The sequence below is a fragment of the Streptomyces sp. NBC_00005 genome (assembly GCF_045160215.1).
Classification (GTDB): domain Bacteria; phylum Actinomycetota; class Actinomycetes; order Streptomycetales; family Streptomycetaceae; genus Streptomyces.
The window spans coordinates 8,725,901-8,751,289 of the sequence record NZ_CP108316.1 but is presented as its reverse complement, the minus strand read 5'-3'; the positions used below and the strand labels follow the sequence as shown (position 1 = coordinate 8,751,289).

The 25,389-nt window shown below is 71.4% G+C and carries 22 protein-coding genes and 1 pseudogene; 6 read left to right on the top strand and 17 right to left on the bottom strand.

The window, feature by feature from the left end; translation table 11 throughout:
- Nucleotides 1–90: 90 nt before the first annotated feature.
- Nucleotides 91–285, top strand: a complete 195-nt coding sequence (locus OG303_RS39925) for a DUF1918 domain-containing protein (RefSeq protein WP_405874786.1) — start codon at nucleotides 91–93, stop codon at nucleotides 283–285.
- A gap of 11 nt (nucleotides 286–296) precedes the next feature.
- Here OG303_RS39925 and OG303_RS39920 read toward each other — a convergent pair whose 3' ends face one another.
- Nucleotides 297–1,568 carry a glycoside hydrolase family 10 protein gene (locus tag OG303_RS39920; protein ID WP_405874785.1) on the bottom strand — a complete coding sequence of 424 codons (1,272 nt, stop codon included), beginning with the start codon at nucleotides 1,566–1,568 and terminating at the stop codon, nucleotides 297–299.
- Nucleotides 1,569–1,756: 188 nt separating this feature from the next.
- On the opposite strand from OG303_RS39920, the gene OG303_RS39915 reads away from it, so the two are divergent.
- Complete coding sequence (locus tag OG303_RS39915; RefSeq protein WP_405874784.1) at nucleotides 1,757–2,617, top strand: 3-hydroxybutyryl-CoA dehydrogenase; 861 nt, start codon at nucleotides 1,757–1,759, stop codon at nucleotides 2,615–2,617.
- Nucleotides 2,618–2,826: 209 nt separating this feature from the next.
- Entirely contained in the window at nucleotides 2,827–3,084 is a 258-nt protein-coding gene (locus OG303_RS39910) for a hypothetical protein (RefSeq protein WP_405874783.1), read from the top strand.
- A 31-nt stretch (nucleotides 3,085–3,115) separates the two neighbouring features.
- Here the strand turns inward: OG303_RS39910 and OG303_RS39905 are convergent, their stop codons facing one another.
- The 10 genes and pseudogenes from OG303_RS39905 to infC all read right to left on the bottom strand — a co-directional run bounded on the left by OG303_RS39905 (nucleotide 3,116) and on the right by infC (nucleotide 14,334).
- Nucleotides 3,116–3,655: an NUDIX hydrolase gene (locus OG303_RS39905; RefSeq protein ID WP_405874782.1), complete on the bottom strand. Its 540-nt coding sequence runs from the start codon at nucleotides 3,653–3,655 to the stop codon at nucleotides 3,116–3,118.
- 113 nt (nucleotides 3,656–3,768) lie between these two features.
- Nucleotides 3,769–5,109 (bottom strand): transcriptional regulator, encoded by a 1,341-nt coding sequence (locus tag OG303_RS39900; RefSeq protein ID WP_405874781.1) that lies wholly within the window; start codon nucleotides 5,107–5,109, stop codon nucleotides 3,769–3,771.
- 345 nt (nucleotides 5,110–5,454) lie between these two features.
- Entirely contained in the window at nucleotides 5,455–6,528 is a 1,074-nt protein-coding gene (locus tag OG303_RS39895) for a PP2C family protein-serine/threonine phosphatase (protein WP_405874780.1), read from the bottom strand.
- A 331-nt stretch (nucleotides 6,529–6,859) separates the two neighbouring features.
- Nucleotides 6,860–9,373, bottom strand: coding sequence for a phenylalanine--tRNA ligase subunit beta (gene pheT / locus OG303_RS39890; protein WP_405874779.1), 2,514 nt, complete (start codon nucleotides 9,371–9,373; stop codon nucleotides 6,860–6,862).
- Nucleotides 9,373–10,518: a phenylalanine--tRNA ligase subunit alpha gene (gene pheS, locus OG303_RS39885; protein WP_405874778.1), complete on the bottom strand. Its 1,146-nt coding sequence runs from the start codon at nucleotides 10,516–10,518 to the stop codon at nucleotides 9,373–9,375. The genes pheT and pheS overlap by 1 nt, the downstream gene beginning before the upstream one ends.
- 129 nt (nucleotides 10,519–10,647) lie before the next feature.
- On the bottom strand, nucleotides 10,648–11,799 hold the full coding sequence (locus OG303_RS39880; protein WP_405874777.1) for an ATP-binding protein: 1,152 nt from the start codon (nucleotides 11,797–11,799) through the stop codon (nucleotides 10,648–10,650).
- Between the two features lie 53 nt (nucleotides 11,800–11,852).
- Nucleotides 11,853–12,701, bottom strand: coding sequence for a TrmH family RNA methyltransferase (locus tag OG303_RS39875; protein ID WP_405874776.1), 849 nt, complete (start codon nucleotides 12,699–12,701; stop codon nucleotides 11,853–11,855).
- A 97-nt stretch (nucleotides 12,702–12,798) separates the two neighbouring features.
- Nucleotides 12,799–13,182, bottom strand: coding sequence for a 50S ribosomal protein L20 (gene rplT, locus OG303_RS39870; protein WP_232654097.1), 384 nt, complete (start codon nucleotides 13,180–13,182; stop codon nucleotides 12,799–12,801).
- A 101-nt stretch (nucleotides 13,183–13,283) separates the two neighbouring features.
- Nucleotides 13,284–13,478, bottom strand: coding sequence for a 50S ribosomal protein L35 (gene rpmI / locus OG303_RS39865; RefSeq protein ID WP_007829094.1), 195 nt, complete (start codon nucleotides 13,476–13,478; stop codon nucleotides 13,284–13,286).
- 111 nt (nucleotides 13,479–13,589) lie between these two features.
- Nucleotides 13,590–14,334 (bottom strand): annotated as a pseudogene (infC, locus tag OG303_RS39860) (translation initiation factor IF-3).
- Between the two features lie 351 nt (nucleotides 14,335–14,685).
- Between infC and OG303_RS39855 the strand changes: the two are divergent.
- Complete coding sequence (locus OG303_RS39855) at nucleotides 14,686–15,045, top strand: DUF1844 domain-containing protein (protein ID WP_405874775.1); 360 nt, start codon at nucleotides 14,686–14,688, stop codon at nucleotides 15,043–15,045.
- Nucleotides 15,046–15,076: 31 nt separating this feature from the next.
- On the opposite strand, the gene OG303_RS39850 is transcribed toward OG303_RS39855, so the two are convergent.
- On the bottom strand, nucleotides 15,077–15,856 hold the full coding sequence (locus tag OG303_RS39850; protein WP_405874774.1) for an SseB family protein: 780 nt from the start codon (nucleotides 15,854–15,856) through the stop codon (nucleotides 15,077–15,079).
- Nucleotides 15,857–16,005: 149 nt separating this feature from the next.
- Here OG303_RS39850 and OG303_RS39845 point away from each other — a divergent pair, with 149 nt between their 5' ends.
- On the top strand, nucleotides 16,006–17,013 hold the full coding sequence (locus OG303_RS39845) for a serine hydrolase (protein ID WP_405874773.1): 1,008 nt from the start codon (nucleotides 16,006–16,008) through the stop codon (nucleotides 17,011–17,013).
- A 15-nt stretch (nucleotides 17,014–17,028) separates the two neighbouring features.
- Here OG303_RS39845 and mycP read toward each other — a convergent pair whose 3' ends face one another.
- Together mycP and OG303_RS39835 are read right to left on the bottom strand one after the other, a co-directional pair.
- Complete coding sequence (gene mycP, locus OG303_RS39840; protein ID WP_405874772.1) at nucleotides 17,029–18,246, bottom strand: type VII secretion-associated serine protease mycosin; 1,218 nt, start codon at nucleotides 18,244–18,246, stop codon at nucleotides 17,029–17,031.
- Nucleotides 18,246–19,094: a hypothetical protein gene (locus tag OG303_RS39835; protein WP_405874771.1), complete on the bottom strand. Its 849-nt coding sequence runs from the start codon at nucleotides 19,092–19,094 to the stop codon at nucleotides 18,246–18,248. The genes mycP and OG303_RS39835 overlap by 1 nt, the downstream gene beginning before the upstream one ends.
- Before the next feature lie 1,810 nt (nucleotides 19,095–20,904).
- Between OG303_RS39835 and OG303_RS39830 the strand changes: the two genes are divergently transcribed.
- Entirely contained in the window at nucleotides 20,905–22,107 is a 1,203-nt protein-coding gene (locus tag OG303_RS39830) for an amino acid deaminase/aldolase (RefSeq protein ID WP_405874770.1), read from the top strand.
- 20 nt (nucleotides 22,108–22,127) lie between these two features.
- On the opposite strand, the gene OG303_RS39825 is transcribed toward OG303_RS39830, so the two are convergent.
- The 3 genes from OG303_RS39825 to OG303_RS39815 all read right to left on the bottom strand — a co-directional run bounded on the left by OG303_RS39825 (nucleotide 22,128) and on the right by OG303_RS39815 (nucleotide 25,384).
- Nucleotides 22,128–23,039 carry a DUF2510 domain-containing protein gene (locus OG303_RS39825; RefSeq protein ID WP_405877698.1) on the bottom strand — a complete coding sequence of 304 codons (912 nt, stop codon included), beginning with the start codon at nucleotides 23,037–23,039 and terminating at the stop codon, nucleotides 22,128–22,130.
- 192 nt (nucleotides 23,040–23,231) lie between these two features.
- Nucleotides 23,232–24,014 carry a 3-oxoacyl-ACP reductase gene (locus OG303_RS39820; RefSeq protein ID WP_405874769.1) on the bottom strand — a complete coding sequence of 261 codons (783 nt, stop codon included), beginning with the start codon at nucleotides 24,012–24,014 and terminating at the stop codon, nucleotides 23,232–23,234.
- Nucleotides 24,011–25,384 (bottom strand): aldehyde dehydrogenase family protein, encoded by a 1,374-nt coding sequence (locus OG303_RS39815; RefSeq protein WP_405874768.1) that lies wholly within the window; start codon nucleotides 25,382–25,384, stop codon nucleotides 24,011–24,013. Before OG303_RS39815 ends, OG303_RS39820 begins: the two co-directional genes overlap by 4 nt.
- Nucleotides 25,385–25,389 lie beyond the last annotated feature (5 nt).

The following is a 25,389-nucleotide window of genomic DNA, read 5'->3' as shown; positions in this document are numbered from 1 at the left end:
GCGCGCACGCGCCGGTTCCAACCGGGGCCCCGCCCCGTAAACTCGGGGCCACGGACCGCTGCTCCCGCATTTGGTGAGGAGGCCCTTCACATGCATGCAACCGTGGGCGACCAGCTTGTGCAGCACGGCAGGGTGGTCGGACAGCACGACAAGATCGGCGAGATCGTCGAAGTACTGGGCACGGAGGGCAACCCTCCGTTCCGCGTCCGCTTCGAGGACGGGCACGTGGGTGTGTGCTCACCCGGCCCCGACACCGAGATCCGGCACAAGGAAACGCAGCAGTAGATCGGCGCGCGTCAGCGCGGGGGCCTCGCCGGCCGCCGGTAGTGGTCGGCGACCACCCGTGCCATCGCGCCGATCCGGTCCGTCGCCACGTCCTTGGCGGCGAAGAAGACGTGCCCGCGCACCTGCGGGTGCTCCTTGGCCAGGGTGAGGTGCCGGGAGAGTTCGGCCGGGTCCTGCCAGGCCGCGGGCTGCGCCGGGTCGCCGGCCTTGTAGAGCGCCTCACCGATGTACAGCTTCGTCGCCGTCCCCTTCGCCACCTCCGCCCACCAGGGCAGCAGCTTGGCGTAGTCGGCGGCGGACAGGCCGATGTTCCAGTAGATCTGCGGGGCGATGTAGTCGATCCAGTGCTCCCGCACCCACTTGCGGGTGTCCGCGTGCAGGTCGTCGTACGTCTGCACGCCGGCCTGCGTGTCCGAGCCGCGCGCATCGGTGGCCTCGTTGCGCCACACGCCGAAGGGGCTGATCCCGAACCGCGTGGCGGGACGGGTCTGCTTGATGAGGGACGCCGTCTCGCGCACCAGCCTGTCGATGTTGTCGCGGCGCCAGGAGGCCCGGTCCGGGAAGTCGGCGCCGTAGCTGTCGTAGGCCGCGTCGTCGTCGAAGGTCTGGCCGGCCACCGGGTACGGGTAGAAGTAGTCGTCGAAGTGCACGGCGTCCAAGGGGTACTTCCTCACCGCGTCGAGGATCGCCCGCTCCACGAAGGCCCGCACCTCGGGCAGCCCCGGGTTGTAGTACATCTTCCCGCCGTACGTCACCACCCAGTCCGGGTGCCTGCGCGCGGGGTGCGTGGCGACCAGCTTCGTCGGGTCGGTGTGGGTGGCGATGCGGTACGGGTTGAACCAGGCGTGCAGTTCCAGGCTGCGGGCGTGGGCCTCCTGGACCGCGGTGCCGAGCGGGTCCCAGCCCGGGTCCTTGCCCTGAGTCCCGGTGAGGAACTCCGACCAGGGCTCGTACGGCGAGGGCCACAGCGCGTCGGCCGTCGGACGGACCTGGAAGATCACGGTGTTGAGGCGGTCGTGCACCGCCCGGTCGAGATGCGCGATCAGCTCGGCGCGCTGCTCGGCGGCGGTCAGCCCCGGCCTGGACGGCCAGTCGCGGTTGGCCACGGTCGCCACCCACACGCCCCGCATCTCGCCGTACGGCCGCCTTCGCCCCGGGCCTGCGCTGTCCGAACCGCCCGCCATCGCCGCACCGGCCGCCACCGCGCCGCCTCCCGCCACGAGCGCCGACAGGGCCGTCACCGCGAACGCCCGCCGCGACAGCCGAGACTTCCCGTGCAGCATTCCCCTACCTCCAAGAGCCGATGCGCCTGACCCGCGCGATTGTCGACCCGGGTGACGTCCCGCGTCAGACTGCCACGCGGTACCCGAACGATCGATCAACGATCGCCGGAGGTAACGTGCAGGTTCGGAGCAGGCACCGGACCACCGGGGGTCCTGCCGCACCAGCAGGGAACAGTGAAGGGAACGATGTGACGGACATCGAGCGCGTCGGAATCGTGGGCTGCGGCCAGATGGGAGCCGGCATCGCCGAGGTGTGCGCCCGTTCCGGACTGGACGTGAAGGTCGCCGAGACCACCGGCGAGGCCCTGGAGATCGGCCGCACCCGGCTGTTCAACTCCCTGTCCAAGGCGGCCGAGCGCGGCAAGATCAGCGCGGAGGAACTCGACGCGACGCAGGCGCAGCTCAGCTTCACCACCGATCTCGGCGAGTTCGCCGACCGCGATCTGGTGATCGAGGCCGTCGTCGAGAACGAGCAGGTCAAGACCGAGATCTTCCAGGTGCTCGACCAGGTCGTGACCCGGCCCGACGCGATCCTCGCCTCCAACACCTCCTCCATTCCGCTGGTGAAGCTCGCGGTCGCCACCTCGCGCCCCGACCAGGTCGTCGGCATCCACTTCTTCAACCCGGCCCCGGTGCAGAAGCTCGTCGAGCTGATCCCGGCGCTCACCACCTCGGAGGGCACGCTCGGCCGCGCCCAGCTGTTCGCGGAGAAGGCGCTCGGCAAGCACGCCATCCGCGCCCAGGACCGCTCGGGCTTCGTGGTCAACGCGCTGCTGATTCCCTATCTCCTGTCCGCGATCCGGATGTTCGAGTCGGGCATCGCCAGCCGCGAGGACATCGACAACGGCATGGAGATGGGCTGCGCCCACCCGATGGGCCCGCTGAAGCTGTCCGACCTGATCGGCCTGGACACGGTCGCTTCGGTCGCGTTCTCCATGTACGAGGAGTACAAGGAGCCGCTGTACGCCGCTCCCCCGCTGCTGCAGCGCATGGTCGACGCGGGCCGCCTCGGCCGGAAGTCCGGTTCGGGCTTCTACACCTACGACTGAGTGCACAGTGCCCGTTCCAGGGTGCCGATGACACAGTGCGACGAACGCGGGCCCGGCACCTTTGATGGTGCCGGGCCCGCGTCATTCACACACCGTGTGCGCGCCGGGCTCGCATATGCCCCTCGCACACTCTCCCCACCTGTCCACCAGGCGAGTTGACTCTTCATGCGCATGCAAGGGATGTGACGACTACGGAAAGGAGCGGACTCGTGACCGCCGACCCGGAGCATCCCGTGGTCCATGGAGAACTCGCAGAGTTACGTCGCCGCCTCGATGTCGCGTACGCGCGCGTCGAGGGAGGACTGGCTCTGCTCACTCATCGCACTGAGGAGACGGACAAGGAACTGGACGACCTGAGTACACGGATCGTCGCACTGGAGCACGCCCGCTGGCCGCTGCCCGCGATCGCGGCGCTGGCAGCCGTGGGCGCGCTCGTCGTGACGGTATGGCAAGTCCTGGGCCACTGAGACGAACCAGGACGCGGTGGGGGAATCAGGGTCAGGCGTCCTGCCCGAGCCTCAAGTGATGCAGGAGCAGTAACGCGGCCGCCATGTTGGCGGCCGGGACCTCACCGCGGGCGACCATGTCGGGGACGAGTTTCAGGGGGACCCATTCCCGGCGGTCCGACTCGAAGTCGTCCACGGGGTGTCCGAGGTACTCGCCCTCGTCGGCCCAGTAGATGTGATGCCGGGCGTCGGTGAGGCCGTTGGACGGCTCCACGCTCATGAGGTGGTGCAGGGGTCCCGGTCGCCAGCCGGTCTCTTCCTCGAGTTCCCTGGCGGCCGCGACCGCGATGTCCTCGCCGTCCTCGACCACACCTGCCGCGAGTTCCCACCCCCAGCTGTCGGTGATGAAGCGGTGGCGCCACAGGAGGAGGACTTCATTGGCCTCGTTCACCACCGTCGCCACGGCCACCGGCCGCAGCCGTATCAAGAAGTGATCGAGATGCCGGCCGTCCGGCAGCTCGACATCCGCGAGATTGACGCTGAACCAGCGGTTTGAGTACACAGTTTGTTCGCTCTGTTTCGTCCACTGCACGGTTCTGCCACCTTCCGCCGAGTAAGTGGCAATATCGCAGCAGGAGCGGTCCCTCAGCAGGCGCACAGGAGGCCGCTCGCAGCGCAGCGGTAGGCGCAGTGACTCTGTGATGTCTACAGCGGTACGCGCAGTGCTCCGTCGATGAGCTCGGCGGCTTCGGCGGTGCCCGCACAGCCGTTGCGCACCAGGTGTTCGCGTACCGCCCGGAGTCTGTCGCGCAGCCGCTGGGACTCCATTCCGCGGGCCTGTTCGGCCATCTGCACCGCTGTGGCCACGGCCTTGTCGGCGTTGCCCTGGCGCAGTTCGATCGTGCTGAGCATGGCGAGCCGGTGCACCCGGCCGCGGTCGTGCGCGGGATTGTCGACGGCCGCGGCGGCGTGTTCTCCCGCGGCCACGAGTTCGCCGAGGCTGAGCAGCGCCTCCGCCACCTGGACGTTGACCAACCCCGGCTGGACATAGCCGGTTTCGTCGGGTTCGTACCCGCGCCGGATACGTTCTGCGGCCTGCTCGGCACGCCGGATGCAGGACAGGGCACTCGTCGCGTCGCCCAGGTGTGCGTACGCCTTGGCCTGCATCGCGTACAGGTCCGAGGCGAGGGCGGGTGTGATGTGCTTGCCGGCGGCGCGCAGCGCGGCCTCGGCGAAGGCGACCGCCTGGCGGAACTCCCGCATGAACAGGGCCTGGTTGACCAGGAGCGCGATCACATAGGCGCCGAGTCCCCGGTCGCCGCTGGCCTTCGCCAGCCTGAGCGCCTGGTGGAAGTAGCGCTGGGCGAGGCCGTGCGCGTCGGAGTCGTAGGCGCAGATGCCGGCGACGGCCACCAACCCGCCGGTCGCCCGGTGCAGTTGACGCCCCGTGGCGTCGGTGTAGCTGCCTCGGAGCAGCGGGGCGGCCTCGGCGTTGAGGAAGCCGACGATCCGGGTACGGGTCGCTATGCCGCCGGCCTTGCGGTACATCTGCTCGTAGTGGGTGCGGGCGGCACGCAGCATCTCGAGGTCGCCCGGGGTGACCCGGTGCCGGCCGCCGCGCGAGACGTCCACGTCCTCGGGCGGGTTCTCCCACTCCCACACGGGCATCACCGCGGGCGTGCCGGTGACCGCGGGCGCGCCCAGGATGTGCGGGCGCTGCTGCTCGTCGGAGCGCCACAGGGCGGTGGCCCGCTCGACGAAGCCGGAGAGGGAGGTTCCGTGCGGGGTGGACGGCTCACCCGGGACACCCAGGCCGATGTCGTCGAGCGTGACCGGCCGTTGGAGCCGTCCCGCGAGCACCTCGCAGATCAGGTCGGGCACTTGACCGCGCGGCCGCTGCCCCTTCAACCACCGTGCCACGGCGGTGTGTTCGTACCGGAGCGCCAGGCCGCGCGCCCGCCCCGCCCCATTGACGTGTGCTGCCAGCCCCGCGTGCGAGATCCCCGCCTCGTCCAGGATCGCGTCGAGCAGAGTGTTGGGCTGCATATATGCCCCCCGGGTGCCTCGGTGCCGCCAGAGTAGTGCGAACGCCTTCACACGGGGTGTGAACGGAGTGCCCGAATCCGCAGCGTACGCGCGCTGTCGCGGAGAGTTTCCGCCCGGTTGACTGAAATGCCTCGCAAGAGGCCGGCCGGGCCGCCGGCTCCCCCTCGTACAGTGCGGCGGCCCGCTTCCGCGCCGTCCGCCCAGCTGCCTGCCCGACACTCCGTGGCGGGGCGGACGGCGCGCCGCGCAGACAGGACACACGACACACCATGACTGGGGCCCGCCCGGACCACGCGGGAGCGCCGGGCGCACCGCGGGGGAGCGTGGCGATTCGCGGCCTCGACGTCACGTGAGGCGGTGCGCCCGGTGTCCGACCGGCTCACCGCTCTGTCGTACGACATGGCGCCGGTCGTTGCGCAGCACGAGCACCGCGACGTCGTCGGCGGGCCGTCCCCCGGCGTGCCGCAGCAGCCCGGCGAAGACGGTGCGCAGCACCGACTGCGGGGAGACCGGCCCGGCGGCGACGGCCTCGGTGAGCGCGGCGGCCAGCGGAAAGAACCGGCCACGTCCGTCACGGGCGTCCTCGACACCGTCCGTGTGCAGGAACAGCGCCTCGCCGGGCAGGAGTTGACCACAGCGCACGGGAGGCAGCTCGGCAGGCAGCGGGAACGGCCCGAGAGGGGGCATCGGTTCGGCCCGGGCCAGCGGTTCGGCCCGGGCAGGACCCAGCAGATACGGCCAGGGGTGCCCGCAGTTGAGCCCGCGCACCTCTCCGTCCGGCCCGATCTCCAACAGCAGTACGGTGACGAACTCCTCGGCGACCGGGCTGTCCGGCCCGGGTCCCACCGACGGATGCTCGGCGCGGGCCCGCTCCCGCAGATGCCGGGCCAGCGCCCGCTCCAACCGCCGCAGCACAGAGCCGAGTTCGGCCTCGTCGTGCACGGCCTCGCGGAAGCTGCCGAGGACGGCGGCGACGGTACTGATGGCGGCGAGCCCGTGCCCGCGCACATCACCCATCACGACCCGCACGCCGTGCTCGGTGGCGATGACGTCGTACAGATCGCCGCCGATGGCCGCACCGCGGTCCGCGGACACCTGCGCGGCGGCGATGTTCAGTCCGTCGATCCGCGGCGGCAATGGCCGCAGCAGCACGCTCTGCGCGGCGCCCGCGACCCGACGGGCCTCCCTGAGCTCACGCAGCAGCGCGTGCCGGACGTGGAGTATCAGCCCGGTCCCCACGGCGAAGAAGACGGCACTGGTGACGATGCGCGCCTCCAGCCCGTTCTGCCGGGCGAGCGGACAGGCCAGTTTGAACGTGATCGCCATGGCGCCCCACACGGTGGGCAACCCGAGCGCGAGCACCCGCCGCAGCGGCCGCCTCCCTGCCCCGCGGGAAACCCCAGCCTTGATGCGGATCATGCCGATGGGCCCCCCATTCAGGCCTGACAGCACAGACGGACCGACCCCGAAAGGCCGGTCCGATTCTGTCGACCGCATGACCCGACAGGGCCAGATCACCCGGACATGTCACCCGAATGAGTGAGCACTCACCGGACACCTGCATTTATGCAGGTAGGGCGCATATTCAGGTAGTGCCCCGAAGGGGCGCGGGGCTGTATCGATATGCGGCTCCGCCGCGTGGGCGCGACAGGCCACGAACACACCCGCAGCCGCCAACCAACAACAGCTCCCCGCCCCTTGGGCGAACTCGTGCCCCGTCGCGACCGGGCGAACGTTGCCTGTTGGGGCACTAGCCCCGCAGAACCGCCCCCGTACGCTCGCCCGCAAGGGCAACCGCCGCATCCCGAGCGGCAGAAGCCTCATCGACGGTCAACGTCCGATCCCCCGCACGGAACCGCAGCGCATACGCCAACGACTTCTTCCCCTCCCCGAGCTGATCGGCGTTCTGGTACACGTCGAACAGCCGGATCCCCTCGAGCAGCGAACCCGCACCGTCCCGCAGCGCAGCCTCCACATCGGCATGCGGCACGAACTTGTCGACGACCAGCGCGACGTCCTGCGTGGCCACCGGGAACGTGGAGATGCTCGGCGCCTGGGGAGTGTCGTTGCCGACCTCCTCCAGCACGTCCAGGTCGATCTCCATCGCACTGGTGCGCTCGGGCAGGCCGAGTGCCTTCACCACGCGCGGGTGCAGCTCACCGGCGTGGCCCACGACCGTCTCCGTGCCGTCGACGACGACCACCAGCTCGGCGCAGCGGCCGGGGTGCCAGGGACCGTACTGGCCCTTGCGGACGATGAGTTCGGCGCCGGCTTCCCGCGCGGCGAACCGCCCCGCCTCGACCGCGTCGGCCCAGTCCGCCGGCCGGCCCTTGCCCCACCAGCCGGCCTGCTCGCGGGCGCCCGCGAGGACGACGGCGACATGGCGCGGCTGCTCGGGCAGCGTGGCGTCCAGCTCGGCGATCTCCTCGTCGGTAGGACGCCGGTCGACGGGCAGGGTGACGGCGACGCCCTGCTCCTCGCGCGGGTGGAACACCAGGCCCGTCTCGAACAGGGCCAGGTCGTGCGAACCCCGGCCGTTGTTGCGCCGCAGGGCACCCAGCAGACCCGGCAGCAGCGACGTACGGAGCGCGGGCTCCTCGTCGTTCAGCGGGTTGGTCAGCTTCACGACGCGGCGTGCCGGGTCGTCGGCCTCGATCAGCAGCTGGTCGAAGACCTGCTCGCCGATGAACGGGTAGTTCGGCGCCTCGACGTATCCGGCACCGGACAGGGCCCGGCCGACGCGGCGGTGCAGCCGCTGACGGTGGGTCAGTCCGCGGCCCGAGGGCAGCTTGGGCAGCGTGGAGGGCAGGTTCTCGTAGCCCTCCAGGCGGATGACCTCCTCGGCCAGGTCGTTGACCTCGGCGAGGTCGGGCCGCCAGGACGGGACGGTGACGATCAGCTCGTCCTGCCCGTACACGTCGCAGCCGATCTCCTGCAGCCGCCGTACGACGGTCTCGCGGCCGTAGTCGACGCCCGCCACCCGGTCCGGGTGGTTGGCCGGAACGCTGATGGTGTGCGGCGCGGACGGCGCGACGACCTCGGTGACGCCGGCCTCGGCGGAGCCGCCCGCGAGCAGCACCAGCAGGTCGACCGTGCGCTGTGCGGCGGCGGACGAGGCCTGCGGGTCGACGCCGCGCTCGAAGCGGCGGGACGCCTCGGAGGACAGCTTGTGGCGGCGGGCGGTGCGGGCGATGGAGACCGCGTTGAAGTGCGCGGCCTCGATCACCACGTCGCTCGTCGCGTTCTCGAGATCGTCGTGGTCGGCGATCTCGGTGTTGGCTCCGCCCATGACGCCCGCGAGCCCGATCGGGCCGCGCTCGTCTGTGATCACCAGGTCCTCGGCGTCCAGCGTGCGCGTGACGCCGTCGAGGGTGACGAGTTCCTCGCCCTGCTCGGCCCGGCGCACGCCGATCGTGCCCTGGACCAGCGCGCGGTCGTAGGCGTGCAGCGGCTGGCCGAGCTCCATCATCACGTAGTTGGTGACGTCGACGGCGAGGGAGATCGGGCGCATGCCGACCTTCTGCAGCCGGCGCCGCAGCCAGATCGGGGAGCGCGCCTCGGAGCTCAGCCCGGTGACCGTACGCGCGGTGAACCGGTCGCAGCCGACGGGGTCGGAGACCTGCACCGGGTAGCCGAAGGCGTTCGGGCCCGGTACGTCGAGCAGCGCCGGGTCGCGCAGCGGCAGGCCGTAGCCGATGGCGGTCTCGCGGGCGACGCCACGGATGGACAGGCAGTCGCCGCGGTTGGCGGTGACCGCGATGTCCAGCACCTCGTCGACCAGTTCGAGCAGCTCGATGGCGTCCTTGCCGATCTCGGCCTCCGGCGGCAGGACGATGATGCCCTTGGTGCCGTCGTCGCCCATGCCCAGCTCGTCGCTGGAGCAGATCATGCCGTGGGACGTCCTGCCGTACGTCTTGCGCGCGGAGATCGAGAAGCCGCCGGGCAGGGTGGCGCCGGGCAGGACCACGACGACCTTGTCGCCGACGGCGAAGTTCCGGGCGCCGCAGACGATCTCCTGGGGCTCGCCGGTGCCGTTAGCCCGGCCGACGTCGACGGTGCAGAACCGGATCGGCTTCTTGAAGCCCTCCAGCTCCTCGATCGTCAGCACCCGGCCGACGACGAGCGGACCCTTGAGGTCGGCGCCGAGGTGCTCGACGGTCTCCACCTCGAGCCCCGCCGAGACGAGCTTCTCCTGTACGTCGCGGCCGGTTTCCGTCGCCGGCAGGTCGACGTACTCCCGCAGCCAAGAAAGCGGGACCCGCATCAGATCTCCATCCCGAACGGCCGGGTGAACCGGACGTCACCCTCGACCATGTCTCGCATGTCCTCGACGTTGTGGCGGAACATCAGCATCCGCTCGATACCGAACCCGAAGGCGAACCCGCTGTACTTCTCCGGGTCGACGCCGCAGGCGGTCAGCACCTTGGGGTTGACCATGCCGCAGCCGCCGAGCTCGATCCAGCCCTCGCTGGAGCAGGTGCGGCAGGGCCGGTCGGGGTTGCCGACGGACTCGCCGCGGCAGACGTAGCAGACCATGTCCATCTCGGCGGACGGCTCGGTGAAGGGGAAGAAGTTCGGCCGCAGCCGGGTCTTCATACCCTCCCCGAACAGCGACTGGACCATGTGGTCCAGGGTGCCCTTGAGGTCGGCCATGGTCAGGCCCTCGTCCACGGCGAGCAGTTCGACCTGGTGGAAGACGGGCGTGTGCGTGGCGTCGAGCTCGTCCGTGCGGTACACGCGCCCGGGACAGATCACGTAGACCGGCAGCTCACGGCCCAGGAGCGAGCGGATCTGGACCGGCGAGGTGTGCGTGCGCAGCACGACACCGGACTCGGTGCCGCCCGAGCCCGCGGCGGAGCCGCCGGTGGATGGAGCCTGGACGAAGAACGTGTCGTGCTCGCCGCGGGCCGGGTGGTCCGGGCCGATGTTCAGGGCGTCGAAGTTGAACCACTCGGCCTCGATCTCGGGGCCCTCGGCGACCTCGTAGCCCATGGCCACGAAGACGTCCTCGATGCGCTCCGAGAGCGTGGTCAGAGGGTGGCGGGCGCCGGCCGGTACGCGGTCGTACGGCAGCGTGACGTCCACCGACTCCTCGACCAGCACGCGCGCGTCCCGCTCGGCCTCCAGCTCCGCCTGGCGGGCGGCGAGCGCCTTGTTCACGGCGCCGCGGGCCTGACCGACCAGCTTGCCGGCCGCGGCCTTGGCGTGCGGGGGCAGGGCGCCGATCTCGCGGTTGGCGAGGGCCAGCGGTGAGGTGCCCCCGGTGTGGGCGACCTTGGCCTCCTGGAGCGCGTCGAGGGAGTCCGCGGCGGCGAAGGCGGCGAGCGCCTCGTCCCGCATGCGCTCGATCTCTTCCGGTTTCAACGCCTCGACCTCGACAGGGTCGTACGACTTATTCGGTGCCGACATCTCTTCCCGTGCTTCCGATTGGCTGGCTGAAGGTCCCCGTCACCGACTCCGACGGCCGTGTGAAGGACACAAAGGTGCCAAAGGCCGAGTCTAACGGGGTGGAGATATACGAATGCGCCCGCGGGCCGCTCAGCTCAGATAGGCCGGCGTGCTCACGGGCAACGTAAATCGGAACTCGGCGCCGCCCTCGGGGGCGCGCCCGACCGTGATGGTGCCGCCGTGGGCCTCGACGATGCCCTTGACGATGTAGAGCCCGAGGCCGGTGCCGCCGCGCTTGCTGCCCCGCCAGAAGCGGGTGAAGACGCGGTTCATGGACTCCTCCGGGATGCCGGGCCCCTCGTCGCTCACCGTGACCGACGTGGCTGTGTTCTCGCCGTCCTCCTCACGCGGGGACGCCGAGGGCGTGATGTCAATCGTGACGGTTCCCTCGCCGTGCCGCACGGCATTTTCCAGCAGGTTGCTGAGCACCTGGTCGACCTTGTCGGGGTCGGCCCACAGATCGGGCAGGGGCTGCTCGATGCGCAGCAGGAACCGGTCGGCGGGCTGCCCGGCGGCGACGTACGCCTGGATGTGCCGTCCCACGGCCGCGCCTATGTCGACGGGCTGGCGCCGGACCTCCAGCCGCCCCGAGTCGATCCGCGAGATGTCCAGCAGTTCGGCGATGAGCCGGGTGACCCGGTCGGCGTCGGCGTCGACGGTCTCCAGCATGAGCCGCTTCTGGTCGTCGGTGAAGCGTTCCCACTTGGCGAGCAGGGTGGCCGTGAAGCCCTTGACCGACGTGAGCGGCGAACGCAGCTCGTGGGCGACGGTGGCGATCAGCTCGGCATGGCTGCGCTCGGTGCGCCGGCGGGCCTCGGTGTCACGCAGGGAGACGACGAGGCGGCGGACGGGGCCGGTGGGTTCACTGCGGACGTATCGAGCCGATACGAGGACCTCCCGCCCACCCGGCAGCAGCAGGTTCCGCTCGGGCTGGCGCACCCGGGTGGCGAGACCGCCGTACGGATCGGTCAGCTGCCACCAGCGCCGACCTTCCAGGTCCTCTAACGGCAGCGCCTTCTCCAGCCGCTGCCCGAGGGCTTCCTCGGCGGGGACGGCGGTGATGCGCTCGGCGGCGGCGTTGAAGCAGATGACGTGGCCGTGCTCGTCGGCGACGACGAGGCCGTCGGGCAGCTCGTCGGGGTCGACGCCGAGCTCGGTGAGGTCGCCGTGCCGGGGCGCGTGTGTGCGGTGCACGTCCCGTGCTCGCAGTGCCTTTTTCGCACCGCCCGTGCCGACACTCATCCCCGTACCCCACCTCTCAGACGGCGCAGGTGGCCCCCGAGCTGGTCACCCTACTAGCTCTCGGTGACGGAGCGGCACCCTCCGGAGGCGCGCTGTGCACGGGCCGACGCATAGAGACATACGGCGGCCGCGGTGGCGAGGTTCAGGCTCTCGGCCTTCCCGTGGATCGGAACGCGCACCACGGCGTCCGCGAGCGCGCGGGTCTCTTCCGGAAGCCCCCAGGCCTCGTTCCCGAACACCCAGGCGGTCGGCCCGCCCATGGTGCCCTTGTCGAGCTCGTCGTCCAGGTCGTCCGTTCCCGCGCCGTCGGCGGCGAGGATGCGGACACCGGCCCGCTGGAGACCCGCGACCGCGTCCTCCACGGGGACGCCAACGGCGACGGGGAGATGGAAAAGAGAGCCGACGGAGGCCCGTACGGCCTTGGGGTTGTAGAGATCGACGGACGCGTCGGTCAGTACGACGGCCTCGGCGCCGGCCGCGTCGGCGCACCGGAGCACGGTCCCGGCGTTCCCGGGATCCCGCACGTTCGCCAGTACGGCGACGAGCCGGGGCCGGGCGGCGAGGATCTCCTCGAAGGGCGTGTCGAGGAACCCGCAGATCCCGACGAGCCCCTGCGGCGTGACGGTCGTCGAGATGTCGGCGATCACGTCGTCGGCCGCGAGATGGATCCGGACCCCGGCTTCCCGGGCCTCCCCCACGATGTCGGCGTACCGCTCCGCGGCCTCGACCGTGGCGAACAGCTCGACGAGCGTGTTCCCGTACCCCGCGGCCTCGCGCACGGCCTGCGGCCCCTCGGCGAGGAACAGCCGCTCCTTGCCCCGGAAGTTCCGCCTGGCGAGCCGGCGTGCGGCCGAGACGCGCGGGGAACGGGGGGAGATCAGCTCGGGGGTGACGGGGGGCATGGGAGCTCTCTTTCGAAGACTTGCTGACACAACAGGACCCGCAGACCTCACCGGCCTGCGGGTCCTTCAGTCACGTCGGGCTGAGCCCAGCGCAGCGTCACGCAGCCTTCGGCGCGTTGACGTCCGCCGGCAGCGCCTTCTGGGCGACCTCGACCAGCGCGGCGAACGCGGTGGCGTCGTTGACGGCCAGCTCGGCCAGGATCTTGCGGTCGACCTCGACGTTCGCGGCCTTCAGACCCTGGATGAAGCGGTTGTACGTGATGCCGTTCGCGCGGGCAGCGGCGTTGATGCGCTGGATCCACAGCTGGCGGAAGTCACCCTTGCGCTTCTTGCGGTCGTTGTAGTTGTAGACCAGCGAGTGGGTGACCTGCTCCTTGGCCTTGCGGTACAGACGCGAACGCTGACCGCGGTAGCCGGAGGCGGCTTCGAGGATCGCCCGGCGCTTCTTGTGGGCGTTGACTGCCCGCTTGACGCGTGCCACTTGTTAACTCCTTGTAGCGGGGCCGTGGTTGGACTCACACGGCCCGGAAACGATTGGGTCCCGGTCCAGACGTACGGCGCTCAACTCATGCGCCGCTGACATCACTTGCCGAGAAGCTTCTTGATCTTCTTGGCGTCGCCCGGGGCCATCTCGGCGTTGCCGGTGAGGCGACGCGTCAGGCGCGACGACTTGTGCTCGAGCAGGTGGCGCTTGCCGGCGCGCTCACGGAGCACCTTGCCGGAGCCGGTGACCTTGAAGCGCTTGCTGGCACCGCTGTGCGACTTGTTCTTCGGCATAGCGCCGTTCTCTCCTCGTCGGTGGCGCTCCGGTGCCCGGTCGTGAAAACCGGGCACGGTGGAGCGTCGTTCTGGTTTCGGTTACATCCTGGGGACTGGTGTCCCCCGGGATCACGCCTCCGCGGAAGCCTCGGCAGGAGCCTCGGTCTCCACTACGTCCTCGGCGATCTCACCGTCCGCGGCGATCTCACCGTCCGCGGCGATCTCACCGTCCGCGGCGATCTCGCCGTCCGCGGCGTTCTGCGACTTGCCGGGGTTGGCCTTCGCTTCTGCCTTGCGGGCTTCCTGCGCCTGGCGGGCCTCGGCCATCGCCTCGGTCTTCTTCTTGTGCGGACCGAGAACCATGATCATGTTTCGGCCGTCCTGCTTCGGATTCGACTCCACGAAGCCGAGGTCCTGGACGTCCTCCGCGAGACGCTGCAACAGTCGGTAGCCGAGCTCCGGCCGGGACTGCTCGCGACCACGGAACATGATCGTGATCTTGACCTTGTCGCCCTGCTTGAGGAACCGGACGACGTGACCCTTCTTGGTGTCATAGTCGTGCGGGTCGATCTTCGGCCGGAGCTTCATCTCCTTGATGACCGTGTGCGCCTGGTTCTTGCGCGCCTCACGGGCCTTCATGGCCGACTCGTACTTGAACTTCCCGTAGTCCATGAGCTTGCACACGGGCGGACGGGCGTTCGCCGCGACCTCGACCAGGTCCAGGTCGTACTCCTGCGCAAGCTCCAGTGCCTTGGCCAGCGGGACAATGCCCACCTGCTCGCCACTGGGACCGACAAGTCGCACCTCGGGAACGCGAATCCGGTCGTTGATGCGGGGCTCGGCGCTGATGGATCCTCCTCGGTTAGCACCACACGGCGGTCTGGCGGACAGCCGCGTATGTCTCTTTTAGACAGACCTAACCGCGCCGAAGCACAAAAAATGCCCCGGACGATCACAGGCGGGGCTCCAAAGCACTACCGGAGCACCGCCGCGATGAGTCGCGGGGCGCGCTTTCGGGCGACTCCATCGTCCGTACGGAACGATGGTGGCCGCCTGACCGGGGTGACCCGCCGTCCCGGGGGACAGTCAGGTGGGAGATCGGAGCCTCCACTTGTGGGCCAGTCACGCAGTCCTGCTCAGGCGTGTCCGGCCGGTCATCACACAAGGTTAGCAGCTACCCGGGGGTGGTGCTAACCGGCGTGCACCGGGGCCTATCGTGTGGGGCATGAGTGAGACCCCTCCTGAGTCCCCCGCCGACTTCGACGCCATGACCCGCGACATCGCCGAGGTCCCCGCGGTCGAGGTGATCGTGACGGTCGCCGTCAACCTGATGAGCGCCGCCGCGGTGAAGCTCGGCCTGACCGAGGAGGGCGACAAGTACAAGGACCTGGACGAGGCCCGCAAGCTGGTGACCGCGCTGGCCGGTCTGCTGGACGCCAGCGTGACCGAGATCAGCTCCTTCCACGCGTCCCCCCTGCGCGACGGCCTGAAGTCGCTGCAGCTGGCCTTCCGCGAGGCGTCCCTCGTCCCGGACGAGCCGGGGCAGGGTCCGGGCGAGAAGTACACCGGCCCGATCTACGGCTAGATCCACCAGGTCAGCGACTGATTCATCCGCTTCATCCGCGTACGTACAAGGGCTCGCCCGGAGGCGTCGCCCCGGCCGGCAGGAGTGCCAGGTCGAGGCCGCGCACCAGGCGGGCCCTCAGCGTTTCGTCGGCGGCGAGGCGCTCGGCCACCGAGCGGGCGGCCTCGGCGGGCGCGGCGGCCGGGTCGAGTACGAGCGCGAGGGTGCCGTCGGCGTGGCCGGGGCCGAGGTGGGCGCGCAGGACGGCGGGCTCGGCGGCCACCGCGGTCCGTACCGCTTCCTGTACGGCCGGGTCGGCGAGCGGATCGGCCGTCGTACGGCCCTCGGCGAGCGCGAGCAGCGCCGACCCCGTCAGCTCGTACGGCACGGGTCCGGCCAGGTCCAGCACGATCGTGTCCGCCTTCTCGTGCGCCGCGGCCTGCAGCGCCTGGTGCAGGGGTACGGCGACGGGGCGGGCCGCCGGGTCCCAGCGGGCCAGGGAGTCGGTGGAGGTGAAGGCCGGCAGGGCGGTGCGGGATCCGGCCTTCAGGGTCGGGACGGCCATGTCGCTGGTCTTCTCGTGACGCAGCCCGCCCTCCCGTCTCCCACCACCGCCCTTCCAAGGAGCTTCGCGCCCCTCCTTACTGTCCTCCTCCACCTCGCCGAGGACGGCCACCACGGGGACGAGCAGCCGGGCGCCCTTGAGTGCCTCCAGGACGGGGCCCACTGCGGTGCGGTCCTCGGCCCAGGCGGTGAGCGCGGCGCTCAGCCGGGGGTCGGCGGTGCCGTCGTCGTCGGAGAAGCCGGAGTCGGGAATGTTCTTGTTCGCCACGGTCCCCGACCCTATAGGGGGGATGCTGCTGGGCTTGTGCGGCCCCGGAAACCGCTGGTTCACAGGCTTCACGGGTTTTTCAGATTCTCCTGACACACATCTAACTTTCGTCTAACGGGGCACACAGTCGCCGCCCCCAGCATCGCGGGATGGAGTCCTCCAGAGCCAGCCGAAGCCGCCGTGCTCGTCCGTCCGGGACGCGTCCCCTGCTCTACGCCGCCCTGGCGACCGTGGTCATCGTGGGCGGTACGGCCGCCGGGACCGTGTTCGTGAAGGCCCAGGCGCACTCCGGTGCGAGCCCCGTATCGTCGGCGACCACGGCGGACGGGGAGGAATCCGTGGAACCTGTGGCGCAGCCGACGGTGGACCACGACGCGCTGCTGGCCAAGGCCATGAAGTCGGTGTCGACCGAGGACAGCGCGGACGTGTCGGTGGCGGTGCTGGACCTGGACTCCGGTGCGAGCGCCTCGTACGGGGACGGCTCCTTGGACACGGCGAGCATCGTCAAGGTCGACATCCTGGCGACGTTGCTGCTGCAGGCGCAGGACGCGGACCGGCTCCTCACGGCGAGCGAGAAGTCGTACGCCACCACGATGATCGAGAACAGCGACAACGTCTCCGCGTCTGCCCTGTGGCGGATCATCGGCAAGGCGGACGGTCTCGACGCCGCGAACGAGCGCCTCGGGCTCACGGACACCACGGGCGGCGACGGCATGCTGTGGGGGCTGACCCAGACCACCGCGACCGATCAACTCACCCTGCTGCAGCAGGTGTTCGGGGACGACTCGGAGCTGAGCGCGGCCTCGCGGACGTATCTGCGGGAGCTGATGGGGCAGATAGCCGAAGACCAGCACTGGGGTGTGTCGGCGGTGGCCGACGGCTCGAAGTGGGCGCTGAAGAACGGCTGGCTGCCTCGCAGCACCACCGGGCTGTGGGACATCAACAGCATCGGGCGCGTGACGGTGGACGGCCACGACTATCTGGTGGCCACACTGTCGAAGGGCAACTCGACCAAGGCGAAGGGGATTTCGCTGATCGAGACGGCGGCCGAGGCGGCGGTTTCGGCACTGTCCGGGGACACCGCGACGTCGTCCGCGTCGGCTTCGGCCTCACCCTCTGCGTCCGCCTCCGCTTCCGCCTCTGCCTCTGCCTCCTAGTGGCGGGGCCGGCGTCTAGAAGTCGTCGATGCGTGGGCGGCGGCCGCGCCACAGGACGAACGCCGCGACGAGCAGGACACCGCCGAAGCTGCCCGCCAGCGGGGCCGCCCAGCTGTTGGAGTCGTCGTCGGACTGGGCCGCGTCCGGTCCGGAGCCGAAGTACTTGTCGCCGTACGACGCCGCCTGCAGGCCCTCCGGCTTGAGGTGGCCGGCCGCCTTGATGGCGGCTGCCGGGTCGATGAGGCCGAAGCCCCGGGAGTCGTCGCGGCCGCCGGCGGGAGGGTTGCGGGCGGTGTCCTCGAGGAGCTTCTTGATCTGGGCGGGGGTCAGCCCGGGGTGCGCGGCCTTGATCAGGGCGACCGCGCCCGAGACGAAGGCGGAGGCGGCACTCGTGCCCCAGCCCTCGTAGTACTTGTGGTCGGGGTCGGCGATGACGATCTTGTCGCCGGGGGCGCTGACCGTGGCGTACCAGCGGCGGGTGGAGAACGAGGCGCGGGCGCCGAAGCGGTCGACGGCGGTCGCGGCGATGACGCCCGGGTAGGCGGCCGGGTAGGAGACGTGGTCGCCCTTCTCGCCGCCGTTGCCGGCCGAGGCGATGATGGCCACGCCCTTCTTCAGGGCGTACTGGACGGCCTCGTCCTCGGCGGGTTCGGGGTGGGCGGAGGCGGAGTCGTCGCCCAGCGAGAGGTTGATGACGTCGGCGCCGTGGTCGGCGGCCCAGCGGATGCCTTGGGCGAGGGCGTTGCCACGGGTGCTGCGGGCCTTGCCGCGGGCCGAGTCGCCGTCCTCGAGGATCACGCGGACGGGGAGGATCTTCGCCTCGGGGGCGATGCCCATGACGCCTTCGTCGTCGCCGGGGCCGTGTCCGTGCCCGGCGATGATCCCGGCCATCGCGGTCCCGTGCCGGGCCCATGCCCGGTCCCCTCGCTCGGCCCCGAAGCCGATCATGTCCTTGGTGGGCAGGACGTTGCCGACGAGGTCGGGGTGGTCGGCCTCGACGCCGGTGTCGAGGACGGCGACGGTGATGCCCTTGCCCTTGGTGGTCTGCCAGGCCTGCTGGGTGTGCATCGCATCGAGGGCCCACTGCTGGGCACGTATGCCGTCGGCGTGCGCGACGGTCGACGGGACGAGGGCGAGGGAGGCGGCGAGGAGGACGCTGAGCGCTCCGATGCGGTGCTTCGCTCCGGTGCGGCCGTTGGCTCCCGTACGGTCGTTCGCTCCGGTGCGGCGCATCACGAGGGCTTCTCCGTGGGCGAGGTGACGTCTTTGCGCAGGGCCCGTTCGATGCGGTCGGCAAGGCCCTGGGACTCGTTGCCGAGGCCTGCCTGGGCGGGGGGCGAGGTGGCGCCGGACTGCATGGCCTGCTCGGCGGACTGCGGGGCGTCGACGGTACGGCCGTCGGCCCAGCCGGAGACGGTGTAGACGACGACGGGGGCGTCGGTGAGGACGGAGACGGTCCACGAGGCGCGCTGCTTGGTGCCGAAGCGGGCGGCGGCGGTGTCCTTCTCGGCGTAGGGGCGGGGCATGAGGTCGGTGCGGTTGCCGAGGCCCTCGCTCTGGAAGCGCTTGGCGAGGGCGTCCATGGAGGCGGCGTCGGCCTTGGTGAAGAGGAGGCCGACGGTGGTGACGAAGCTCTGGGTGGCGTCGGTGTAGGTGGCGCGGAGGAGCCGTTGGCAGCCGACGGGTGCGAGGGCCTTGCTCAGCAGCGGGTCGAAGGCGTTCTTGCATCCGCTGTCCGGGGCTACGGCGACGCGGGTCCAGGTCCGGTCGGCGCCACCGGGGCCCGCGCCGTTGCCCTGCACGGTGCGCGGAAACAGCTGATCCACGGGCACGCTGTGCCACAGACTCCGGGCCGAGACAAACGTGTCCCGCGCGCCTTCGTCCCCCGAGTCGCCGACCAGCCAACTCCCGGTCGCAGCCCCGCCGATGAGCCCGAGCCCGAGCACAAGACAAGCGGCGACGGCAGCGGTACGCGTCCGCACCCGCCCGCCGAGCGGCCGCGGCCGGGCCCGCTCGTCATACCCCTCGGGCTCCCCGAACGACACGACGGGCCGCCCGGCCCCGAGCGTCCCACCGGGCACCGCCGAGGCGCTCCACGAAAGCGCCGGATCAGGCCCCGTGCCCTCGCCTCCCGACCGGCTCCCCGCCACTGACGTACCGGAACCGGGACGTTCTGGGGATTCGTTGGGGGCGGAACTCGGGCGGGCGTCCGGCATGGGCGGGGTGCCCGTGCCCGAGGGGGAAGCTGGACGCGCGGCCGGCACAGGCGGGACGGCCGAGCCGGGGCGGGTGACCGGATCGGCGGGCGCAGAGCCCGGCCGGGCGCCCGGGATCGGCGGCGTGGGTGTGCCGGGGCGGGCAGCAGGCGCGGACGGAGCGGCCGAGTTGGGGTGCCGTGGCGGATCAGCCGGTGCAGGACCCGGATTCACCGGGGGCGCGGCCGAACCGGCGCGGACCTCCGGCGTCGGCGGGACAGCCGAGCCGGGACGACGACCGGGCTCGGCGGGCGCAGCCGCGGGGCGGGCACCTGGCATCGGCGGGGTCGCCGAACCAGGGCCCGCAGCAGGCGCGGACGGGGCGGCCGAGCCGGAACCGCGACCGGAATCGAAAGACGCAGACCCGGGACGGACGCCCGACACCGGCGGACTCGCCGCACCAGGACCCGCAGCAGGCAAGGACGGAACAGCCGAACCCGGACCACGACCGGAATCGAAAGACGCAGACCCAGGGCGGACGCCCGGCATCGGCGGGGTCGGCGAGCCGGGGCGGTGGCCGGAATCGGCCGGCGTGCGCGTCCGGTCGGTGTCCGGGGTGGTGGCGTCAGGGCGCCGTCCGGGATGTGTGGGCGGCGTGGTCGGGCGAGCGGGTGCGCCGGGTGGGGTGGCCGGGGGGATCGGGCGCAGGCGCCAGGTGGTCTCCGCTGCCGTCTCCGCGGGGGCGTTCGTGCGGCCGGGCGGCGGGGCGGGACTGTGGCTCGGGCGTGGTGGTACGGCGGTGGCCGGCGCGGTCGTATCGGCGTTGTCGCGTGCTGTCTCGCGGCCGGCCGACGGAGGGGCGTCCGGGAAGCGGGCCGAGGCCTGCGGCGGAGGCGGGGGCGGCGAGCCGGCGTCTCGTGCGGAGGGCGCGCGCAGGCTCGGGAACTGAGGGCGGGTGTCCGGGAAGTCGATCGGGGCGGAGGCCGCGTCGGCCTCGGTGCCGGAGCGACGCGACGAGTCCGCGTCGGATTCGGAACGACGCCCGAATGACGGGATCGCATCGGACCCACGGGCAGCCCGAGGTGGCATGACCGCCTCGGACCCGGTTCCGGGGCCGGACGGCGGGAGCGACGACCGCTCGTCCTTGGGTGGCGGGGTGGCGTCGGGTTCGGCGTGCGGAGCCGTGGGGAGTTTGCGGTGGCCGAAAGCGTCGAACGGTTCGCCGCCTCGCCACGGCGACCAGACGCCACCGGACTCGCCCCCGGCCGCCGGTGCGCGGTGACCTGGAGCGGCCTCGTCCGTGTCCCGTGCGGGTTCCGCGTCCGCGTGCGACGGCAGCGGGTCCGCCGACCCCGGGCCGGCCGTAGGAGGCTGGGGTGGGCGCGGCGGGATCGAGGCATGCTGCGCTTCCGTGCTCATGCACCCCCCGTTTCCTCGCGCCCGGGCCGTCTACCTGTACGCGGGCCGTCGTCCTTGCGCTCAATCGATCGACGCCGGGCCAGTCCGTCCCGGGCACGCATACCCGTACGGGCGGACCGGCATCCAGGTGCAGGGGATGCAGCCGACGTCGTTCCGCCGTACATGCGCGTCACTCTACGGGTTGCCCCTGTCGGAACGGGAACCAGTCCACGAGCCCGGGGCATCTGCCCGGAACGTCCCCCTACCCTGCGGTAATCCTCTCTGGCAGGCTTCGTTCATGACTGCGCGCGCCGCCGACCGGGCCCGTTACGACCGGGCCACCGCCCACCTCGACGCTCCTCTCGCGATCGTCGACCTGGATGCCTTCGACGCCAACGCGGAGGACCTGCTCCGCCGCGCGGCCGGAAAGCCGATCCGCGTCGCCAGCAAGTCCGTACGCTGCCGGGCCCTGCTGGAACGGGTCCTAGCGAAGGACGGGTTCGCGGGTGTCATGTCCTTCACGCTGGCCGAATCGCTGTGGCTGGCGCGGGGCGGGTTCGAGGACGTCCTTCTCGCCTATCCGTCCGCCGACCGCGCCGCCTTCGCCGAGTTGGCCGCCGACCCCAAGCTGGCCGCCGCCGTGACCGTCATGATCGACGACCCGGCGCAGCTCCGGCTGATCGACGAGGCACGCGACGGCGGGCGTGAAGTCGTCCGCGTCTGCCTGGAGTTGGACACCTCGCTGAAGCTGCTCGGGGGACGGGTCCGCGTCGGGGCGCGTCGTTCGCCGTTGCACTCCCCCGCCCAGGTCGCCGACCTGGCCCGGGCCGTCGCACGGCGCCCGGGGTTCAAGGTCGTGGGGATCATGGCGTACGAGGGGCACATCGCGGGCGTCGGTGACTCCGTCGCCGGGCACCCCCTTCGGTCGCGTGCCGTACGGCTCATGCAGGCCACCGCCCGCCGGGAGCTCGCGGAGCGGCGCGGCGAGGTCGTGCGGGCGGTGCGGGCCGTCGTGCCCGACCTGGAGTTCGTCAACGGCGGTGGTACCGGCAGCGTGCAGCACACCGCCGCCGAGGACGCCGTCACCGAGATCGGCGCCGGGTCCGGGCTGTACGTGCCGCGGCTGTTCGACAACTACACGTCGTTCAGCGGGCGCCCCGCCGCGCTGTTCGCGCAGCCCGTCGTGCGGCGGCCCGGTGTCGGGGTCGTGACCGTTCTGGGTGGCGGATACCCCGCCTCCGGTGCGCCCGGGCGCGACCGGCTCCCCGTGCCCCACCTGCCGGAAGGGCTGCGCTACGACCCCCAGGAGGGACCCGGCGAGGTGCAGACGCCGCTGCTCGGCTCCCCTGCCGACGATCTGCTGATCGGCGACAAGGTGTGGTTCCGGCACGCCAAGGCCGGTGAGCTGTGCGAGCGGTTCGACGTGCTGCATCTGATCGAGGGCGACGCCGTGACGGCGACCGTCCCGACGTACCGCGGGGAAGGCCACACCTTCCTCTAGGGCTGTCCGTCGGGCTTCCTCTAGGGGCTGTCCGTCGGGCCGATGCTGCTGCCCACTCCGCCGCCCGTGGCCGCGTCGTCGACGGACCGGATGCCCTTGGTGATCCGGTCCATGTCGGCGAGCGGCGGGCCGTCCTCACCGGCGTCGAAGACGAACCGGACGATGACCGGCGACTCCGTACCGACGCTGGAGGGGAAGGCGAGCGACTCCACGTAACCGCCGGGCCCCTTGGCCGTCCTGACCCGCCAGCGCACGAAGTACCCGGCGCGGCCCGCCACCGCGATCTGGCCGGACTTGACCTGCTGGTGGGACTCGATGCCGCCGAAGGGACGCCGGCCGACGAGGTCGCGGTCGTAGGCGGCGTCGGCCGCGTCGGAGATGTCCTGCGTGGCGAGCGACTTGGGGGAACTCTCGTCGTTCTCGGTCACGGTGCGGGAGATGACGAGGCCGTGCCGGCACACGCCGGAGTCGCCCGGGCAGTCGTAGGTGCCGTCCGTGGTCATGACGACATCGTCCTCGGTGACGTACTGCGGCCTCACCCAGCCGTCGAGCAACGGCAGTGTGATGCCGTTGAGTTGGTCCACGACGACGGCCGGGTCGTCGGCGGAGGGCTCCGAGGTGGACGCCGAGGGCGAGGGGCCCTCGGTCGTCGGTGCGGCGCTGGAGGTCACGGGGTTCGGGACGGTCTGCACGTCCGCGCCGCCGCCGTCGTCCCGTCCGAGGTAGACCGCCCCCGTGACGATCGCCGCGACGAGCACGGCCCCGGCCGCGGTGAGCGCGACGACCTTCGACCGTCCGGAACCGCCGCCACCGGAAGGCGGCTGTCCGGGGGTCCCGGGTGCGCTCCAGTGCTCGGTCCAGGCCGTGCCGTCCCACCAGCGCTGCAGGTGAGGGGCGGATGGATCGGGGTACCAGCCGGGCGGGGGCGACATGCTCATCCCGGCACTCTAGGACGGGCCCGGAGGGTCAGTACACGGTCTCCGGTCGGTCGGCGAACGTGACGTCGGTGCCGGGGTCCCCGGCCGCGAGCGCCGGGTGCGGTGGTCGCGGCCGCCAGGGCGGCGGCCGCGACCAGGGTCCACGCGAGAGGGTCTCGCATACGCGTGGGCCGTACCGTTTCGCCGCTACTGCGGGGTGACGTACGCGCCCGCGATTCCGCCGTCCACCAGGAAGTCGGTGGCGTTGACGAAGGAGGAGTCGTCGCTCGCCAGGAAGGCGACGGCGGCGGCGATCTCCTCGGCCTCGGCGAACCGGCCGACGGGGATGTGGACGAGGCGGCGGGCGGCCCGCTCCGGGTCCTTCGCGAACAGCTCCTGGAGGAGCGGGGTGTTGACCGGGCCCGGGCACAGGGCGTTCACGCGGATGCCCTCGCGGGCGAACTGCACGCCCAGTTCGCGGGACATGGCGAGCACGCCGCCCTTGGACGCGGTGTACGAGATCTGCGACGTGGCGGCGCCCATCCGCGCCACGAAGGACGCCGTGTTGATGATGGAGCCCTTGCCCTGCTGCCGCATGTAGGGAATGGCGGCCTTGCAGCACAGGTAGACGGAGGTGAGGTTGACCTCCTGGACGCGCTTCCAGGCCTCCAGGCCGGTCTCCAGGATGGAGTCGTCGTCGGGCGGGGAGATGCCCGCGTTGTTGAAGGCGATGTCGACGCTGCCGTAGGTGTCGTACGCCGTCTTGAACAGGGTCTCGACCTGCTCGGGGTCGGTGACGTCGACCTTGACGAAGATCCCGCCGACCTCCTCGGCGGCCGCCTTGCCGCGGGCCTCGTCGACGTCGCCGCAGACGATGTGCGCACCCTCGGAGGCGAGCCGGCGGGCGGTGGCGAGGCCGATGCCGCTGCCGGCTCCGGTGATGACGGCGGTGCGGCCGACCAGGCGGCGGCAGACAGTCTGTTCGGTCACTGTGCGGGGCCTTCCGTGCTGATGAAGACGTTCTTGGTTTCGGTGAAGGCGGTCAGGGCGTCCGGGCCGAGCTCGCGGCCGAGGCCGGACTGCTTGAAGCCGCCGAAGGGGGTCCAGTAGCGGACGGCGGAGTGGGAGTTGACGGAGAGGTTGCCGGCCCGGACGGCCTGCGAGACGCGCAGGGCGCGGCCCAGGTCGCGGGTCCACAGCGAGCCGGCGAGGCCGTACGGGGTGTCGTTGGCGAGGCGGATCGCGTCGGCCTCGTCGGTGAAGGGCAGCAGGACGGCGACCGGCCCGAAGATCTCCTCGCGGGCCGCCTCGGAGTCGGGCCGCTCTCCGGTGAGGACGGTCGGCGGGAACCAGAAGCCGGGCCCGTCGGGGGCGCTGCCGCGCAGGGCCTGGGCGTCGTCCGGCACGAACGACCGTACGCGGTCCAGCTGTTGACGGCTGATCAGCGGGCCCATCTGGGTCTTCTCGTCGGCGGGGTCGCCCACGACCACGGACGCCAGCGCGTCGGCGAGCAGCTCGCGGACCTCGTCGTAGACCGACTCCTGGACCAGGATCCGGGTGCGGGCGCAGCAGTCCTGGCCGGAGTTGTCCAGGAAGGAGAAGGGATCGACGGCGCTCTCGAGGTCGGCGTCGGCGAAGACGATGTTGGGGCTCTTGCCGCCGAGTTCGAGGGTGACCGGCTTGACCTGGCGGGCGCACTGCTCCATGACCGCGCGGCCGGTGCGGGAGGAGCCGGTGAAGACGATCTTCGCGACCCCGGGGTGCTCGACCAGGGCGTTGCCCGCGACCGGACCATGGCCGGGCAGCACCTGGAACAGGCCCTCCGGCAGTCCGGCTTCCAGGGCGAGTTCGGCGAGCCGCAGGGCGGTCAGCGGGGTCGTCTCGGCGGGCTTGAGGATCACCGCGTTGCCGGCGGCCAGCGCCGGGGCGGTGCCCCAGGCCGCGATGGGCATCGGAAAGTTCCAGGGCGCGATGATTCCGACGACGCCGAGCGGTTCGAGGATGGTGATGTCGATGCCGCCGGGCACCGGGATCTGGCGGCCGTTCAGCCGCTCCACTCCCCCGGCCGCGTAGGTGAGCAGGTCGCGGACGTTGCCGGCCTCCCAGCGGGCGTTGCCGAGGAGGTGGCCGGCCTCGCGGACCTCCAACCGGGCCAGTTCCTCGACGTGTTCGTCCACGACCGCCGCGAACCGGCGCAGCAGCCGGGCCCGGTCGGCGGGCGCGACTCCGGACCACTTCGCCTGTGCCTTCGTGGCCCGCGCGACGGCCGCGTCCACGTCGGCCGCGGTGGCGGCGGGCACGGTCGCGACGATCTCTTCCGTCGCCGGATTGAGGACCTTCAGCTCATGCTCGTACGACAACGAAA